Origin of the sequence: Clavibacter lycopersici, from assembly GCF_003576405.1 — a bacterium.
GTDB classification, from domain to species: domain Bacteria; phylum Actinomycetota; class Actinomycetes; order Actinomycetales; family Microbacteriaceae; genus Clavibacter; species Clavibacter lycopersici.
The window spans coordinates 1-16,565 of record NZ_QWGT01000035.1; the positions used below are offsets into that span (position 1 = coordinate 1).

General features: G+C 73.1%; 16 protein-coding genes. 14 read left to right on the top strand and 2 right to left on the bottom strand.

Annotation, left to right across the window (positions count from 1 at the left end):
• From DZG00_RS04200 to glmM, 4 genes are all read left to right on the top strand, one after another.
• Positions 1-684: tRNA pseudouridine synthase A (locus tag DZG00_RS04200; protein WP_119455408.1), on the top strand; the 684-nt coding region annotated here is incomplete at its 5' end.
• Between the two features lie 151 nt (positions 685-835).
• A complete protein-coding gene (gene rplM, locus DZG00_RS04205; protein WP_043668861.1) occupies positions 836-1,282 on the top strand; it encodes a 50S ribosomal protein L13 in 447 nt (148 codons plus the stop codon).
• Between the two features lie 50 nt (positions 1,283-1,332).
• Positions 1,333-1,818, top strand: coding sequence for a 30S ribosomal protein S9 (rpsI, locus tag DZG00_RS04210; protein ID WP_043668864.1), 486 nt, complete (start codon positions 1,333-1,335; stop codon positions 1,816-1,818).
• A 23-nt stretch (positions 1,819-1,841) separates the two neighbouring features.
• Positions 1,842-3,191 (top strand): phosphoglucosamine mutase, encoded by a 1,350-nt coding sequence (glmM, locus tag DZG00_RS04215; protein WP_119382510.1) that lies wholly within the window; start codon positions 1,842-1,844, stop codon positions 3,189-3,191.
• Between the two features lie 35 nt (positions 3,192-3,226).
• Here glmM and coaA read toward each other — a convergent pair whose 3' ends face one another.
• Positions 3,227-4,186 (bottom strand): type I pantothenate kinase, encoded by a 960-nt coding sequence (gene coaA, locus DZG00_RS04220; protein ID WP_119382509.1) that lies wholly within the window; start codon positions 4,184-4,186, stop codon positions 3,227-3,229.
• A gap of 99 nt (positions 4,187-4,285) precedes the next feature.
• Between coaA and glmS the strand changes: the two genes are divergently transcribed.
• The 7 genes from glmS to DZG00_RS04255 all read left to right on the top strand — a co-directional run bounded on the left by glmS (position 4,286) and on the right by DZG00_RS04255 (position 12,124).
• Positions 4,286-6,136, top strand: coding sequence for a glutamine--fructose-6-phosphate transaminase (isomerizing) (gene glmS, locus DZG00_RS04225; RefSeq protein WP_119455409.1), 1,851 nt, complete (start codon positions 4,286-4,288; stop codon positions 6,134-6,136).
• Positions 6,137-6,146: 10 nt separating this feature from the next.
• A complete protein-coding gene (locus DZG00_RS04230) occupies positions 6,147-6,509 on the top strand; it encodes a holo-ACP synthase (protein ID WP_119382290.1) in 363 nt (120 codons plus the stop codon).
• Positions 6,506-7,663, top strand: coding sequence for an alanine racemase (gene alr, locus DZG00_RS04235; protein WP_119382289.1), 1,158 nt, complete (start codon positions 6,506-6,508; stop codon positions 7,661-7,663). The genes DZG00_RS04230 and alr (DZG00_RS04235) overlap by 4 nt, the downstream gene beginning before the upstream one ends.
• Complete coding sequence (gene alr, locus DZG00_RS04240) at positions 7,660-9,354, top strand: alanine racemase (protein ID WP_119382288.1); 1,695 nt, start codon at positions 7,660-7,662, stop codon at positions 9,352-9,354. The genes alr (DZG00_RS04235) and alr (DZG00_RS04240) overlap by 4 nt, the downstream gene beginning before the upstream one ends.
• Before the next feature lie 9 nt (positions 9,355-9,363).
• A complete protein-coding gene (gene tsaB / locus DZG00_RS04245; RefSeq protein WP_119382287.1) occupies positions 9,364-9,981 on the top strand; it encodes a tRNA (adenosine(37)-N6)-threonylcarbamoyltransferase complex dimerization subunit type 1 TsaB in 618 nt (205 codons plus the stop codon).
• On the top strand, positions 9,978-11,597 hold the full coding sequence (tsaD, locus tag DZG00_RS04250) for a tRNA (adenosine(37)-N6)-threonylcarbamoyltransferase complex transferase subunit TsaD (RefSeq protein WP_119455410.1): 1,620 nt from the start codon (positions 9,978-9,980) through the stop codon (positions 11,595-11,597). Before tsaB ends, tsaD begins: the two co-directional genes overlap by 4 nt.
• Before the next feature lie 101 nt (positions 11,598-11,698).
• The gene (locus DZG00_RS04255) at positions 11,699-12,124 is read left to right on the top strand and encodes a DUF4190 domain-containing protein (RefSeq protein WP_119382525.1); all 426 of its coding nucleotides are present in this window, start codon (positions 11,699-11,701) and stop codon (positions 12,122-12,124) included.
• A gap of 76 nt (positions 12,125-12,200) precedes the next feature.
• Here the strand turns inward: DZG00_RS04255 and DZG00_RS04260 are convergent, their stop codons facing one another.
• Complete coding sequence (locus DZG00_RS04260; RefSeq protein WP_119382526.1) at positions 12,201-13,403, bottom strand: THUMP-like domain-containing protein; 1,203 nt, start codon at positions 13,401-13,403, stop codon at positions 12,201-12,203.
• Positions 13,404-13,547: 144 nt separating this feature from the next.
• Between DZG00_RS04260 and groES the strand changes: the two genes are divergently transcribed.
• From groES to DZG00_RS04275, 3 genes are all read left to right on the top strand, one after another.
• On the top strand, positions 13,548-13,844 hold the full coding sequence (gene groES, locus DZG00_RS04265; protein ID WP_012039257.1) for a co-chaperone GroES: 297 nt from the start codon (positions 13,548-13,550) through the stop codon (positions 13,842-13,844).
• Between the two features lie 97 nt (positions 13,845-13,941).
• Positions 13,942-14,895 carry an EamA family transporter RarD gene (gene rarD / locus DZG00_RS04270; protein WP_119382527.1) on the top strand — a complete coding sequence of 318 codons (954 nt, stop codon included), beginning with the start codon at positions 13,942-13,944 and terminating at the stop codon, positions 14,893-14,895.
• A gap of 178 nt (positions 14,896-15,073) precedes the next feature.
• Entirely contained in the window at positions 15,074-16,357 is a 1,284-nt protein-coding gene (locus DZG00_RS04275; RefSeq protein ID WP_119455411.1) for an ABC transporter substrate-binding protein, read from the top strand.
• Positions 16,358-16,565 lie beyond the last annotated feature (208 nt).

The window sequence follows — 16,565 nt, forward strand, 5'->3', positions numbered from 1 at the left end:
ACCGCCGGGCGCGCCGCCGCGGCCCTCGCGCGCCGGATGAACGGCGTGCTCGGCGCGCGGTCCGATGTCGTCGTGCTCGCCTGCGTCCCCGCGCCCGACGGGTTCGACGCGCGCTTCTCCGCGACCTGGCGGGCGTACCGCTACCGGATCTCGGACGCATCCGGCCCGCGCGACCCGCTCCAGCGCCACCGCACCGTCGAGGTCCCGGTCGCGCTCGACGCGGACGTGCTGCAGGAGGCGGCAGGCGTCCTCCTGGGCCTCCACGACTTCGCCTCGTACTGCAAGCCGCGCGAGGGCGCGTCGACCATCCGCACCCTGCAGGAGCTGACGTGGACCCGGGCGGCCGACGGCGCCCTCGAGGCGGTCGTGCGTGCGGACGCCTTCTGCCACAGCATGGTGCGCGCGCTCGTCGGCGCGTGCGTCGCCGCGGCTGCCGGCCGCGTCGGCGTCGCGCGGCTCCGCGAGCTGCTGGACCTGCGCGAGCGGACGAGCGAGTTCACCGTGATGCCCGCGCGCGGCCTCGTGCTCGAGCGCGTCGGCTACCCGCCCGACGCGGAGCTCCAGGCGCGGAACGAGATCACCCGCGCCCGGCGCGGCGCGCACGAGGTGGATCCGGTCCGGGACGCAGCCGACGCCGCCCTCCGCGACCTCGGGCGCCTCACCGACACGCCCGGGATTGCCTGATCGCCCTGCATCGCGTACTCTGAACCGGTTGTCTGCACGCCTGCGTGCGGCGACGTACAAGGTTGAGCCCTCCACCGGATGCGTTCTCGTCAGAACGCCCACGGAGCGGGATCCACGACCATCTCACCTCGAAAAGAAGGCAGTCAGATCAATGACGCGCACCTATTCCCCCAAGGCCAGTGAGGTCCAGCACGACTGGGTCGTCATCGACGCCACGGACATCGTCCTCGGCCGTCTCGCCAGCCACGCCGCCGCGCTCCTGCGCGGCAAGCACAAGGCCACCTTCGCCCAGCACATGGACATGGGCGACTTCGTGATCATCGTCAACGCCGACAAGGTGGCGCTCACGGGCCAGAAGCTCGAGAAGAAGCTGGCCTACCGCCACTCCGGCTACCCGGGCGGCCTCTCCTCGATGACCTACGTCGAGATGCTCGAGAAGCACCCCACGCGCGCGGTCGAGAAGGCCATCCGCGGCATGCTGCCGAAGAACTCGCTGGGTGCGGCGCAGCTGAAGAAGCTCAAGGTCTACGCGGGCCCCGAGCACCCCCACGCTGCTCAGCAGCCCACCCCGTACACCCTCGGCCAGGTCGCTCAGTAGCTCCGGCTGCCGACAGCGACGACCAAAGACCTCAGAAGGAATCGAACCCAGTGGCTCAGATCTCAGACTCCCTCGACGTGGCTCCCGAGAGCTTCTCGACCGAGACCCCGAACGAGGAGGCCCCCAAGGCCCCCCGCGCGGTCCTCAACGTGTCCGGCGGCGCCGTCGGACGACGCAAGCAGGCCATCGCCCGCGTGCGCCTCGTCCCCGGCTCCGGCAGCATCACGGTCAACGGCCGTGAGTTCGCGGACTACTTCCCCAACAAGCTGCACCAGCAGCTCGTGAACGACCCGTTCAAGGTGCTCGACCTCCTCGGCAGCTACGACGTCGTCGCGCGCATCTCCGGTGGCGGCCCCTCCGGCCAGGCCGGCGCCCTGCGCCTCGGCATCGCCCGCGCCCTCAACGAGATCGACGAGGAGAACAACCGCGCCACGCTGAAGAAGAACGGCTTCCTCAGCCGCGACGCGCGCGTCAAGGAGCGCAAGAAGGCCGGACTCAAGAAGGCCCGCAAGGCGCCGCAGTTCTCGAAGCGCTAAGGCGCTCGGGCACACCGGCAGCCATGTCCCGGCTCTTCGGCACGGACGGCGTCCGCGGCCTCGCCAACGGCGAGACCATCACCGCGGACCTCGCCCTGCGCCTGGCCCAGGCCGCCGCGCACGTGCTCGGCCAGGACGCCCGGGATTCCGGGCGACGACCCGTCGCGGTCGTCGCCCGGGATCCCCGGGTGTCCGGCGAGTTCATCGCGGCGGCCGTGGCCGCCGGCCTCGCGAGCTCCGGCGTCGACGTGTTCGACGCCGGGGTCATCCCGACGCCGGCCACGGCGTACCTCATCGCGGACTTCGACGCCGACTTCGGCGTCATGATCTCCGCGTCGCACAACCCCGCTCCCGACAACGGGATCAAGTTCTTCGCCGCGGGCGGACGGAAGCTCGCCGACGAGCTCGAGGACCGCATAGAGGCGCAGCTGAGCCAGCCCGTCCTGCTCCCCACGGGAGCCGACGTCGGCCGCATCCGCCGCTTCGCGGACGCCGAGGACCGCTACGTCCTCCACCTGCTCGGCACGCTGCAGCACCGGCTCGACGGGATCCACGTGGTCCTCGACTGCGCGCACGGCGCCGCCGCCGGCATCAGCCCCGAGGTCTTCACCGACGCGGGCGCGCGCGTCACCGTCATCGGCAACGACCCCGACGGCATGAACATCAACGACCGGGTCGGGTCCACGCACCTCGACCTCCTGGCCGAGGCCGTCCTCGCGCACGGCGCCGACGTGGGCATCGCGCACGACGGCGACGCCGACCGCTGCCTGGCGGTCGACCACACGGGCGCGATCATCGACGGCGACCAGATCATGGCCGTCCTCGCGCTGTCCATGGCCCGCCGCGGCCTGCTGGCGGACCGCACGCTCGTGGCGACCGTCATGAGCAACCTCGGGCTCCGCATCGCGATGGCCGAGCACGACATCACCGTGCTGCAGACCCGCGTCGGCGACCGCTACGTGCTCGAGGCCATGAACGAGGGCGGCTACTCCCTCGGCGGCGAGCAGTCCGGCCACCTCATCATCGCGGAGCACGCGACCACGGGCGACGGCGTCCTCACGGGGATCCAGCTGCTGGGCGAGATGGCGGCGACGGGCAGGAGCCTGCACGAGCTCGCCTCCGTGATGACCGTCTACCCGCAGGTGATGATCAACGTCCGCGGCGTCGACCGCGAGCGCGTGGGCGACGACGCCGAGCTGAACGCGGCGGTCGCGCGTGCCGAGGCCGAGCTCGGCGACACGGGCCGGATCCTCATGCGCGCCTCGGGCACCGAGCCGATGATCCGCGTGATGGTGGAGGCCGCCGACCAGGCGACCGCCGAGCGCCACGCCCAGGAGCTCGCCGCGCTCGTCACCGAGCGCCTCGCCATCTAGCCGGTCCGGCGTCCCGCCGCTCGCGCGGATCCGCGTCAGAGCTTGCGGAGCAGGACGTTCGCGACCGAGTGGTCGGCGTCCTTCCGCAGCACGAGCGTCGCGCGCGAGCGGGTGGGGCGGATGTTCTGCTCCAGGTTCGGCTCGTTGATGGTCGCCCAGATCCGCCGCGCGCGCTCCACGGCCTCGGCCGGGCTGAGCTCCGCGTACCGGTGGAAGTACGAGCGCGGGTTGCTGAACGCCCCGCGCTGGAGGCTGAGGAAGCGCTCCTCGTACCACTGCGCGATGTCGTGGGTGCGGGCGTCGACGTAGATGGAGAAGTCGAAGAGGTCGCTGACGGCGAGCTTCGCGCCGGACGCCGCGGGCTGCAGCACGTTGAGGCCCTCGATGATGAGCACGTCCGGCTGCCGTACGACGACCTCGGCGCCCGGCACGATGTCGTAGGCGAGGTGCGAGTAGAACGGCGCGCGCACCTCGGGGACGCCGCTCTTGACCTGCGTCACGAACCGCAGCAGCGCCCGCCGGTCGTACGACTCGGGGAAGCCCTTCCGCTCCATGAGGCCGCGGCGCTCGAGCTCGGCGTTCGGATGCAGGAAGCCGTCCGTGGTCACGAGCTCGACGCGCGGGGTGTCGTCCCAGCGCGCCAGCATCTCGCGGAGGAGGCGGGCGACGGTGGACTTGCCGACGGCCACGGATCCGGCGACGCCGATGATGAACGGCGTGCTCTTGGCGCGCTCGCCGAGGAACGCGCTCGTGTCCCTGTGCAGCTTCTTCGTGCCCGTGACGTAGAGGTTGAGCAGCCGGCTGAGGGGCAGGTAGACGTCCTCGACCTCGTGCATGTCGAGGCGGTCGCCGATGCCGCGCAGCTGCACCAGCTCGGTCTCCCGGAGCGGCAGGTGCGTCGCGGGCGCGAGGGCCGCCCAGTCGGCGCGGGCGATCTCCACGAACGGGGAGACGCTGCCGTGGCTCGTCGGGTGTCCCGTCGCGGTGTCTGGCATGGCCCCTCATCCTACGGCGGCGCGGGCCGACGGCCGGGGCGCGCCCGGCCCGCGCGCGGCCGAGGGGAAGCGGAGGAGGCGAAGGTAAGCTCGTGCCTCATGTGCGGAATCGTGGGATACGTCGGTGAGTCCAAGAGCCTCGAGGTGCTCCTCGCGGGGCTGCGGCGGCTGGAGTACCGCGGATACGACTCCGCGGGCGTCGCCGTCCTCGACGCCGACGGCACGCTCGGCGTCCGCAAGCGCGCCGGCAAGCTCGACCGCCTGCTGGAGGACCTCGAGGCGTCGCCGCTGCCGAACGGATCCACCGGCATCGGCCACACCCGCTGGGCCACGCACGGCGGCCCCACCGACCGCAACGCGCACCCGCACATGGGCGACGACGGGAAGCTCGCCCTCATCCACAACGGGATCATCGAGAACTTCGCCGAGCTCAAGGACGACCTCCTCCAGGACGGCTACACGTTCCACAGCGACACGGACACCGAGGTCGCCGCGCAGCTGCTCGGCCGGGAGTACGGCATCACGCAGGACCTCGAGCAGGCGTTCCGCAACACCGTGAGCCGCCTCGAGGGCGCGTTCACGCTCCTCGCCGTGCACCGCGACCAGCCCGGCCTCGTGGTCGGCGCCCGCCGCAACTCGCCGCTCGTCATCGGGCTGGGGGACGGGGAGAACTTCCTCGGATCCGACGTCGCCGCGTTCGTGGAGTTCACGCGCCGCGCGGTCGCCATCGGGCAGGACCAGATGGTGGCCATCCGCCCCGACTCCGTCACCGTCACCGACTTCCACGGCGCGCCCGTGGAGACGCACGAGTTCGAGATCGCCTGGGACGCCTCCGCATCCGAGAAGGGCGGCTGGTCCAGCTTCATGGCGAAGGAGATCAGCGAGGGCCCGGACGCCGTCGCGAACACCCTGCGCGGCCGCATCGTCGACGGCGTCGTCGTCCTGCCCGACCTCGACGCGATCGGCGAGGTCGACCTCGCGGACATCCAGCGCATCGTCATCGTCGCCTGCGGCACCGCCGCGTACTCCGGCATCCTCGGCAAGTACGCCATCGAGAAGTGGGCGCGCGTGCCCGTGGAGGTCGAGCTCGCGCACGAGTTCCGCTACCGCGACCCGGTGCTCGACGCGACGACGCTCGTGATCTCCATCAGCCAGTCCGGCGAGACCATGGACACCCTGCTCGCCGTGCGCTTCGCCCGCGAGGCCGGCGCCCGCGTCCTCTCCATCTGCAACACCCAGGGCGCCACCATCCCGCGCGAGTCGGAGGCCGTCGTCTACACGCACGCGGGCCCCGAGGTCGCGGTCGCGTCCACCAAGGCGTTCGTCGCGCAGGTGGCGGCGCTGTACCTCTTCGGGCTGCACCTCGCGCGCATCCGCGGCACGCTGTCGGCCGACGAGATCGTGGCCAACACGGAGGAGCTGCTCGCCGTGCCGGAGAAGCTCGCGACCGTCGTCGCGCAGGGCGAGAAGATCACCCAGCTCGCGAAGTGGATGGCCGACACGCGCGCCGTGCTCTTCCTCGGTCGCAACGTGGGCTTCCCGGTGGCGCTCGAGGGCGCGCTGAAGCTCAAGGAGCTGGCCTACATCCACGCCGAGGGCTTCGCGGCGGGCGAGCTCAAGCACGGGCCCATCGCGCTCATCGAGCCGGGGCAGCCCGTCTTCGTCATCGTGCCGAGCCCCGTCCACCAGCTCGCGCTGCACAAGAAGGTCATCTCCAACATCGAGGAGATCCGCGCGCGCGGCGCCCGCGTCATCGCGATCGCCGAGCAGGGCGACGCGTTCGTGCTGCCGCACGCCGACGAGGTCATCCCGATCCCGCTCGCCGCGCCGCTGTTCGAGCCGCTCCTGGCCGTCACCCCGCTGCAGATCTTCGCGATGGAGCTCGCCGCGGCCAAGGGCCTCGACGTCGACCAGCCGCGGAACCTCGCGAAGTCCGTCACCGTCGAGTGATCCCGGCGGCGTGATCAGGGGCATCGGCGTCGACGTGGTCGACGTGGCGCGTTTCGCCCGGAGCGCCGAGCGCACTCCGGGCCTCGTGCCGCGCCTGTTCGCGCCCGCCGAGCGGTCCCTGCCGCCGCGCTCGCTCGCGGCGCGGTTCGCGGCGAAGGAGGCGCTCATCAAGGCGCTGGGCGGCCCCGGGGGGATCAGCTGGCAGGACATGGAGGTCGTGCGCGACGACCACGGCGACCCGTCGTTCCGGGTCGGCGGGGCGGTCGCGCGGGTCGCTGCCGCACGGGGCGTGACGCGGATCCACCTGAGCATGAGCCACGACGCCGGCCTCGCGACCGCGTTCGTCGTGACCGAGGGGGAGGAGGGCGCATGACCGACGAGGCGACCCTGCAGGTCCCGGCCGCCCTCCGACGGGAGGCGCGGATCGACACCGGCGCGATCGCGGCGAACGTCCGCACGCTGCGCGCGGCCACGGGCGCGCCGCTCGTGATGGCCGTGGTCAAGGCCGACGGCTACGGGCACGGTGCGGTCGCGTCGGCGCGCGCCGCGCTCGCGGGTGGGGCCGACCGGCTGGGCGTGGTCGACATCCGCGAGGCGCTCGCGCTGCGGGCGGCCGGCATCGACGCGCCGATCCTCACCTGGATGCACGCGCCCGGCGCCGACTTCGCGACCGCGATCGAGGCCGGCATCGACCTCGGGCTCAACAGCCTGCGCCAGGTGCACGAGGTCGCGGACGCCGCCCGGCGCCTCGGCCGCCCGGCCGACGTGCACCTCAAGATCGACACCGGCCTCGGCCGCAACGGGGTGACGCCCGCGGAGTGGCCGGGTGTCGTGGCCGAGGTCGCCGCGCTCGTCGGCGAGGGTGCGATCCGCCTCGGCGGCGTCTTCAGCCACCTCGCCAACGCGGGGGAGGAGGAGGACCTGGCGCAGGTCCGCGCGTTCCACGACGCGGTCGACGTGGTGCGTGCCGCGGGGCTCGAGCCCGGGATCCGCCACCTGGCCGCGACCGCGGGCGCCCTGCGCGTGCCGGACGCCCGCCTCGACATGGTGCGCCTCGGCATCGGGATCTACGGCATCTCGCCGCTCGACGGCGTCACCTCCGCCGACCTCGGCCTCGTGCCCGCCATGACCCTCGTCGGCAGCGTCGTCGCGGTCAAGCGCGTGCCCGCCGACACGGGCGTCTCCTACGGCTACACGTACCGCACCACGCGCGCCACCACCCTGGCACTCGTCTCGCTCGGGTTCGCCGACGGCGTACCGCGGCTCGCGAGCAACCGCGCGCCCGTCGCGATCCACGGCGCGCGCTTCCGGGTGAGCGGCCGGATCGCCATGGACCAGTTCGTGGTCGACGTGGGCGACGGCGTCGTCGACGGCACGCCCGTGGCGGTGGGCGACGACGCGGTGCTGTTCGGGGATCCCGCGGCCGGCGCGCCCTCGGTGGAGGAGTGGGCCGAGGCGACCGGCACCATCGGCTACGAGATCGTCGCGCGCGTCGCCGGCCGCGTGACCCGGAGGTACCCCGCATGAGCGACACCGCCCCTGCGCCCGCCGGTCCCGTCGCGCCCGGCCGTCGCGCAGTCATCGACCTGGACGCGATCCGCCACAACGTCCGCACCCTCGCCGCGCTCGCCGCCCCCGCGCGCACCATGGTCGCCGTGAAGGCCGACGCCTACGGCCACGGCGCCCTGCAGGTGGCGCGCGCGGCCCTCGAGGCCGGCGCCGAGAGCCTCGCGGTCCTCGACGTGGCATCCGCCGTCGAGCTCCGCCGCGCCGGCATCACCGCGCGCCTGCTCGCGTGGCTTCACGGCGTCGACACCGACTTCCGGATCGCCGTGGAGGAGGGCATCGACCTCGGCGTCTCGGCGCTGTGGGAGCTGGAGCGCATCACCGCCGCGGGGCGCGCCACGGGGATCCGCGCCCGCGTGCACCTCAAGGCCGACACGGGCCTCAGCCGCAACGGCGCCACCCCGGAAGCGTGGCCCGACCTCGTGCGCGCGGCGGTCGCCGCCGACGCCGCGGGCGAGCTGACCCTGCACGCGCTCTGGTCGCACCTCGCCGACGCCTCGCCCGAGGACGACGAAGCCGCGCTCGCCCGCTTCCACGAGGCCCTGCGCGTGGCCGAGGAGCTGGGCGCGCGTCCGGTCGAGAAGCACCTCGCCGCGAGCTCGGCGGGGATCCGCCTGCCCGCCGCCCGCTTCGACATGGTGCGCTTCGGCATCGCCGTCTACGGCATCTCGCCGTTCGACGACCGGACCGGCCGCGACCTCGGGCTCATCCCGGCGATGACGCTCGAGGCCGACGTCGTCTCCGTCAAGCGCGTCGCGGCCGGCCAGGGCGTGTCCTACGGGCTCGACCACCGGACGACGGGGCCGTCGACGCTCGCGCTCGTGCCGCTGGGATACGCCGACGGGATCCCCCGCATCGCCGCGCCGCACGCCTCCGTGCTGCTGAACGGCCGCCGCTTCCCGGTCGCCGGCCGCATCGCGATGGACCAGCTCGTGCTCGACGTGGGCGACCTGCCCGTCGAGGTCGGCGACACCGCGGTGGTCCTCGGGCCCGGCGACCGCGGCGAGCCCACCGCGGAGGAGTGGGCCGGCTGGGCCGAGACCATCGGCGACGAGATCGTGACCCGCGTGGGGCCGCGCGTCGACCGGGTGCACCTGCACGAGCTCGCCGACGCGGCCGAGGCGCCTGGCGACGAGGTCCTCTCGGACGAGGTCGTCCCCGTCGCGACCACGGACGACATGGAGGAGCTCGGCCGCGCCGTCGCGCGCGAGCTGGGAGCGGGCGACCTCCTGGTGCTGTCCGGGCCACTGGGCGCGGGCAAGACGACGTTCACCCGCGGACTCGGCGCGGGCCTCGGCGTCCGCGGCCCCGTCACGAGCCCCACCTTCGTGCTCGCGCGCACGCACCCGAGCCTCGTCGACGGGCCGCCGCTCGTGCACGTGGACGCCTACCGCCTGGCCGACGCCCGCGAGCTCGACGACCTCGACATCGACTTCGCGCGCTCGGTCGTGGTCGTCGAGTGGGGCGAGGGCAAGCTCGACGGCGTCGCCGAGGAGTGGTGGGATCTGCGGATCGCGCGGCCCACGGGCGCGGGCGACGCGGATCCCGAGTCCGGCGACCCGGCCGACGACGCCGACGCGGACCCGGACGCCGCCCCCGAGGAGCCCCGCACCGTCCGCATCCGACGGCTCCGCGCGCGCTCCCGCGCCTAGACTCGTCCAGTGCTCCTCGCGATCGACACCTCCGCCGGCACGGGCGTCGCCGTCATCGACCCGGACGGCCGCGTGCTCGCCGAGCGCCAGGAGGCCGACACCATGCGGCACGCCGAGGTCATCGGCACGCTGCTCGAGGAGTGCCTCACCGCATCCGGCGTCGACCGCTGCGACGTGCGCGCGGTCGTCGCGGGCATGGGCCCCGGCCCGTTCACCGGCCTCCGCGTCGGCATCGCCGCTGCCCGCGTGCTCGCGACGGGGCTCGACGTGCGCGTGATCCCCGTGGTCAGCCACGACGCCGTCGCCCACGACCACTACGCGTCGGGCGGCACCGGATCCCTCGTGGTCGTCACCGACGCCCGCCGCCGCGAGCTGTACTGGTCCGTCTACCGCGAGCCCGCGCCCGGCGGCGTCGCCGAGCGCACCGCGGGCCCCGGCCTCAGCAAGCCGGACGACGTCCCCGCCGCCGACCACCGCGTCGACGCCTCCGCCGTGCGCGCGGCCTCGCTCGCGCAGGTCGCCCGGCGCATGGACGAGCTCGACCTGCCGTTCGCGGCCGACGAGGCGCTCTACCTCCGCTCGCCCGACGTCACGCTCTCGGCCGGGCCGAAGCGGGTCACCTCGTGAGCGTCCTGTTCCGCCCCGCGGAGGTCGCGGACCTCCCGGCGCTCATGCACCTCGAGACCACCACGTTCGTCTCCGACGCCTGGTCGCCCGACGCGATGCGCGGCGAGCTGACCGCCCGCCACGGCTGGTACGTCGTGGCCGTCGACGACGCCGACGGCGCGATCCTCGGCTACGCCGGCCTCTCCTGCCCCCGCGGCGCGCACGCGGCCGACGTCCAGACCATCGCCGTCGCGGACGGCAACCGGGGCCGGGGCATCGGCCGCGCGCTCCTCACCCGGCTCGTCGCCGAGGCGCACTCCCGCGGCGCCCGCGAGGTGCTGCTCGAGGTGCGCGCCGACAACCCGGTCGCGCAGTCCCTGTACGCCTCGCTCGGGTTCGAGCCCATCGCCGTCCGTCCGCACTACTACCAGCCGGACGACGTCGACGCCGTGGTGATGCGCGTCGCCCTCACCGCGACTCCGCCCGCGGTCGCCGAGCCGCGCGACGCACCCGCCGAGCCCGCCGCATCCGCAGCCCCGGCCCCGGAGGCGCAGGCCGACGAGAGCGGTGCGGGCGACGCCGGACCCCTGGTCCTCGGCATCGAGACCTCGTGCGACGAGACGGGCATCGGCATCGTCCGCGGCCAGACCCTCCTCGCCAACGTGATCTCCAGCTCCATGGAGGAGCACGCGCGCTACGGCGGCGTGGTCCCCGAGGTCGCCGCGCGCGCACACCTCGAGGCGCTGACCCCCGCGATCGACGCCGCGCTCGCCGAGGCCGGCGTCGCCCTCCGCGACCTCGACGCGATCGCCGTCACCGCGGGTCCTGGCCTCTCCGGCGCGCTCATGGTCGGGGTCGGCGCCGCGAAGGCGCTCGCCGTGGCCCTCGACATCCCGCTGCACGGCGTCAACCACCTCGTCGGACATGTGGGCGCCGACCTCCTCAGCACCGACGGCGGCCCCGGCGTCCCGCTCGAGACCCCGAGCATCGCGCTCCTCGTCTCCGGCGGCCACACGTCCCTGCTCCTCGTGCGCGACCTGGTCGACGACGTCGAGCTCCTCGGCGAGACCATCGACGACGCCGCGGGCGAGGCCTTCGACAAGGTCGCCCGCGTGCTCGGCCTGCCCTACCCCGGCGGCCCGCACATCGACCGCGTCGCATCCGACGGCGACCCGAAGGCGATCCGCTTCCCCCGCGGCCTCAGCCTCCCCAAGGACATGGAGCGCCACCGCTACGACTTCTCCTTCTCCGGGCTCAAGACCGCGGTCGCCCGCTGGGTCGAGAAGCGCCAGGACGCGGGCGAGCCCGTCCCCGTCGCGGACGTCGCCGCGAGCTTCCGCGAGGCCGTCGTCGACGTGCTGCTCACGAAGGCCGTCGCCGCGTGCGTCGACCACGGGATCCCGCGCCTGCTGCTCGGCGGCGGCGTCGTCGCGAACGCGCGCGTGCGCGAGCTCGCGGCGGAGCGGTGCCGGGCCGCGGGCATCGAGCTGCGGATCCCGCCCCTGTCGCTCTGCACCGACAACGGCGCCATGATCGCGGCGCTCGGCGCCCGCCTCATCGAGTCGGGCCGCGCGCCGTCCGGGCTCGCGTTCGGCGCCGACTCGACGCTGCCCGTCACCGTCGTCCAGGTCGGCTGACCTGGACGCCCCCATTGCGGGGTCCATTCGCGGCTAATTCCTTAACGGGAGAATCCGGGGACGCGCATCACGGTATGTTCCCAGGGACGAAAGGAACGACAATGACCGATCCGCAGAACCCGGACCGCTCCAACGACGGCTTCCCGCCCGCGCCGAGCCAGCCCGCCTACCCGGCCGCTCCCGCCGCCGGCTCCGACTCGCCCTACGCGGCGCCCTACCAGCCCGGCCAGGGCGGTGCGCCCAAGAAGGGCCTCGCCATCACGTCGATGGTGCTCGGCATCGTGTCCGTCGTGCTGTCCCTGCCGCTGTGGTTCCTCACGTTCTTCGTGGGCATCGCGGCGATCATCACGGGTGTCATGGCCCGCAAGCGCAACCCCGGGACCAAGGGCTTCTGGCTCACGGGCATCATCACCGGCATCGTCGGCGTGCTCGTCAGCCTCGTCGTGGTCCTGTTCCTCGTCGTGTTCGTGAACACCGCGATCCAGACCGGCGAGATCAACGGCACCCCGATCCCGACGGCGCCGTAGCGCACGACCCGCACGACACGACGCGGCCGTCCCCTCGGGGGCGGCCGCGTCGTCGTGTCCGGGGTGCGCGCCCGCGTCAGCCCGCGTCGACCCCGTGCCGGTCCGCGAGGATCGCGACCCGTCGCCCGCCCACGCGCGTCGCGATGAGCGTCGCGGCCCCGTCGCCCTTCAGCTGCAGCCGCGTCCGCAGCCTGGCCGGATCCACGTCGACCCCCCGCTTCTTGATCTCCAGCGTCCCGATCCCGCGCGCCCGCAGCTCGCGCTTCAGCCGCTGCTCGTCGAGCGGCAGCACCTCGCGCACGCGGAAGCCGCGCGCGAACGGCGTCGCCTGCTCGCGGTCCGCGGTGATCCACGCGATCCCCTCGCCGACCATCCGCCCGTCGAGCGAGCGCGCGAGGTCGCCGATGAGGCGGGCGCGGATCACGGCGCCGTCCGGCTCGTACAGGTGCGCGCCCAGCTCGCCGAGCTCCGCGTCCTCGCTGTCGGCCTCCGACGTGAGCTCCGCCTGCGACCCCCCGCCGATCACGAGCGCCGCCCGCCGCACGCCGTCGCGCCGGGTCGCCCCGAACCACAGCCCCATCTCCACGGCCTGCCCGTCGACCGAGACCCACTGCGCCTCCGCATCCGCGGGGATGAGGTCGCGATCGAGGCCCGGCCCGAGCTTGATGCCCGCAGCGCGTCCGGCCGCGAGGTCGAACGCGGCGGAGAGCGTGGGGGAGTACGCGTCCGGATCCGAGATGCGCCTCGTCGAGGAGTGCCCGTCCGTGCGCCGCGCGGGGTCGAGGTACACGCCGTCCACGCGTCCGGCGTCGAACGCCTCGGCCGTGCCCTGCTCGACCTCCGCCTCGGGGAACGGCGCGAGGTTCCAACCGGCCACCGCGGCGGTCACCTCGTCGCGCTCGACGGCCGTGACGCGGATCCCGATGGCCGCCATCGCCATCGCGTCCCCGCCGATCCCGCAGCCGAGGTCGGCCACGTGCGCGACGCCCGCCTGCTGGAACCGTCCCGCGTGCTGCGCGGCGACGGCGAGCCGGGTCGCCTGCTCGAGCCCGGCCTCGGTGAAGAGCATGCGCTCCGCGAAGTCGCCGAACTTCCCCCTGGCCTTCGCGCGCAGCCGCGACTGCGTGAGGACGGCGCTCACGAGCGCGGGGGAGTGGCCCTCGCCGCGCAGCGCGCTCACCAGCCGCACCATGTCGTCGCCCGGCGCGGGCGCCGGGAGGGAGTCGAGCAGGCGGAGCCCCTCGAGCGAGAGCACCTCGCGGAGGTCGGTCTGATCCATCCGCCCACCGTACCCGGGCGCATCCCCACGGATTGGCACTCGCGTTGCGCGAGTGCAAGCGCGGCCCGTAGAATCTCACCTGGCACTCTCCCCGGGAGATTGCCAATCAGTCTTGTCCCTTAGTCACGAAGGAAGAGGTCAACCGTGTCGGTCTCCATCAAGCCGCTCGAGGATCGCATCGTCATCCAGCAGGTCGAAGCCGAGCAGACCACCGCGTCTGGTCTGGTCATCCCCGACACCGCCAAGGAGAAGCCCCAGGAGGGCGAGGTCGTGGCCGTGGGCCCCGGCCGCATCGACGACAACGGCAACCGCGTCCCGCTCGACGTCGCCGTGGGCGACAAGGTCATCTACTCCAAGTACGGCGGAACCGAGGTCAAGTACGACGGCCAGGACCTCCTCGTCCTCTCCGCGCGCGACGTGCTCGCCGTCATCGAGCGCTGACGCTCCGCATCAGCGACACCGCACCACCGCACCACCCGGGAGCCCGGCCGACACGTTCGGCCGGGCTCTCGCGCGTCCACGGCGCTAGCCTCGGGAGGTGACGCGCCCCACCCCGGATCCCTCGACCCGCACCGGTCTGGTCGCCGCCGTCGGCGCCTACGGCCTGTGGGGCGTCCTCCCCGTCTTCTTCCTGCTGCTCGTGCCGGCCGGGGCGTTCGAGATCGTCGGCTGGCGGATCCTCTTCTCGCTCGTCGTCTGCGCCGCCGTCATCACGGCCGCCCGGCGCTGGGGGCGCGTGGTCGCCATCGTGCGCCGGCCGCGCATCCTCCTCGGCCTCGGCCTCGCGGGCCACCTGATCCTCGTCAACTGGACGGTCTACGTCTACGGCACGCTCTCCGGCCACGTCGTCGAGACCGCGCTCGGCTACTTCATCAACCCGATCGTCACGGTCCTGCTCGGCGTGATCCTCCTGCGCGAGCGCCTGCGCCCGCTGCAGTGGACCGCCGTGGGCCTGTCGGCTGTCGCGGTGGCCGTCATCGCCGTCGGCTACGGGCAGCTGCCGTGGGTGTCGCTCGCGCTGGCCGGGTCGTTCGGGCTCTACGGGCTGGTGAAGAAGCGCGTGAGCGGCGGCGCGGACGCGCTCTCCGGCCTCGCGCTCGAGACCGCGTGGCTGGTGCCGGCCGCCACGACGATGCTCGTGATCACGGGAGCCGGCGCCGGGCTCACCGTCGGCACGGTGTCGCTCGGGCACACGCTCCTGCTCGTCAGCACCGGCGTCGTCACCGCGGGCCCGCTCCTCCTCTTCGGATTCGCCGCCGGGCGCCTGCCCCTCTCCGTGATCGGTCTCACGCAGTACCTCGCGCCGCTGCTGCAATTCGCGTTCGGCGTCTTCGTGATGCACGAGGCCATGCCGCCGGAACGGTGGGCCGGATTCGCGATCGTCTGGGCGGCGCTCGTGCTGCTCACGATCGACATGATCCGCGCATCCCGCCGATCCCTGCCCGTCGCGGTGCCCCGGCGGAGGGATCCGGCGGTCGTCGAGGGCATCTGATTCGGATCCCGTCGCGCATTTCGCGAAAGGTAACGATCGGGTCGCGTTACACGACGGAAATGCCGATGCATTGTGTCCGTCTCATCCGCGCCATAGGGTCGCACCAGGCGAGGCGCGCATTCGCGTGCCTCATGCACCACATTCCCGAGCATCACCACACACATCCATAAGGAGCACCATGAGCGCATTCGGCAGGGCTTCGGCCTCCCGCTCACGATCCGCCCGCACCGCCCTCAGCGCCGTCACCATCGCGGTGGCCGGCGCCCTCGTCCTCGCCGGCTGCTCCGGCGGCGGCGGTGGCACGGGAGGCACCACGGCCGACGGCGGCCTGGACCTCAAGATCGGCACGATCCTCCCGCAGACGGGGTCCCTCGCGGTCCTCGGCCCGCCCGAGTTCGCGGGCGTCGACCTCGCCGTGAAGGACATCAACGACGCCGGGGCCGGCATCACGGTGACCAACACGGCCAAGGACTCGGGCGACACCACGACCGACATCGCCAGCCAGTCGGCTACCTCGCTCATCGCGGACGGCAACACCGCCATCATCGGCGCCGCGTCCTCGGGCGTCTCGAAGACCTTCATCGACCAGGTCACCCAGGCCGGCGTCGTGCAGCTCTCGCCGGCGAACACCTCGCCGGACTTCACGACCTACGCGGACGACGGCTACTACTGGCGCACCGCCCCCTCGGACGTGCTCCAGGGGCGCATCCTCGGCAACAAGATCCTGCAGGACGGCAAGACCAACGTCTCGATCCTCTACATGAACGACGCGTACGGCACCGGCCTCGAGGAGAACATCAAGAAGACGCTCGAGGCCGGCGGCGCCACCATCGCGGCCGAGAGCGTCTTCGAGCCGTCCGCGACGGACTTCAACAGCGCGATCACCTCGGTGCTCGCCCCGAACCCGGACGCGCTCGTCGTCATCTCGTTCGACGAGATCAAGACCATCGCCGACCAGCTGGCGTCGAAGGGCTTCGACTTCAACAACTTCTACGGCACGGACGGCAACTACGGCGTCATCACTGAGGAGGACACCAACGTCGACATCGCGGGGGCGCAGTTCACGAACCCCGGCGTCGAGGCCAAGGAGGACTTCCAGACCCGCCTGCAGGACATGGTGAAGGCCGAGGGCGAGCCCGCCCTCACGGTGTTCAGCTACTCCGCCGAGTCGTACGACGGCACCGTGCTCCTCGCGCTCGCCGCGCTCCAGGGCAAGGCGACCGACGGCGCGACGCTGAAGGACAACCTGCAGTCCGTCTCCGAGGGCGGCGAGAAGTGCGAGTCCTTCGCCGACTGCGCGAAGCTCATCGAGGCCGGCACGGACATCGACTACGACGGCATCTCCGGCCCGATCTCCTTCGACGAGAACGGCGACCCGACCGAGGCCTACGTCTCCGTGTACAAGTACGGCGAGGGCAACACCCGCACCTTCTCCGAGCAGGTGTACGGCAAGCTCGACTAGCACCCGCACCACGCACGGCTGAGGGCCCGGTCCGCATGGACCGGGCCCTTCGGCGTGCGCGCAGAGGAGGCGAGGAGCGGCGTGCTCTGCCCCTGCATGCGGCCGTGCAGGACTGCGCGTCGTCTCAGCGGGCCGCGGCCGGCCGCCGACGCCTGCGGCCCGTCGCGCGACGCGGCGGTGGACCCTCTGCGCGCGATCCCGCGTCGCC

Bases quoted from the DNA above. Each gene is read 5' to 3' on its own strand.
- DZG00_RS04255 (WP_119382525.1), top strand. From the start codon at position 11,699: ATGACCGATCCGCAGAACCCGGACCGCTCCAACGACGGCTTCCCGCCC.
- DZG00_RS04260 (WP_119382526.1), bottom strand. From the start codon at position 13,403: ATGGATCAGACCGACCTCCGCGAGGTGCTCTCGCTCGAGGGGCTCCGC.
- glmM (WP_119382510.1), top strand. From the start codon at position 1,842: ATGTCCCGGCTCTTCGGCACGGACGGCGTCCGCGGCCTCGCCAACGGC.
- alr (WP_119382289.1), top strand. From the start codon at position 6,506: ATGACCGACGAGGCGACCCTGCAGGTCCCGGCCGCCCTCCGACGGGAG.
- glmS (WP_119455409.1), top strand. From the start codon at position 4,286: ATGTGCGGAATCGTGGGATACGTCGGTGAGTCCAAGAGCCTCGAGGTG.
- coaA (WP_119382509.1), bottom strand. From the start codon at position 4,186: ATGCCAGACACCGCGACGGGACACCCGACGAGCCACGGCAGCGTCTCC.
- DZG00_RS04275 (WP_119455411.1), top strand. From the start codon at position 15,074: ATGAGCGCATTCGGCAGGGCTTCGGCCTCCCGCTCACGATCCGCCCGC.
- alr (WP_119382288.1), top strand. From the start codon at position 7,660: ATGAGCGACACCGCCCCTGCGCCCGCCGGTCCCGTCGCGCCCGGCCGT.
- rplM (WP_043668861.1), top strand. From the start codon at position 836: ATGACGCGCACCTATTCCCCCAAGGCCAGTGAGGTCCAGCACGACTGG.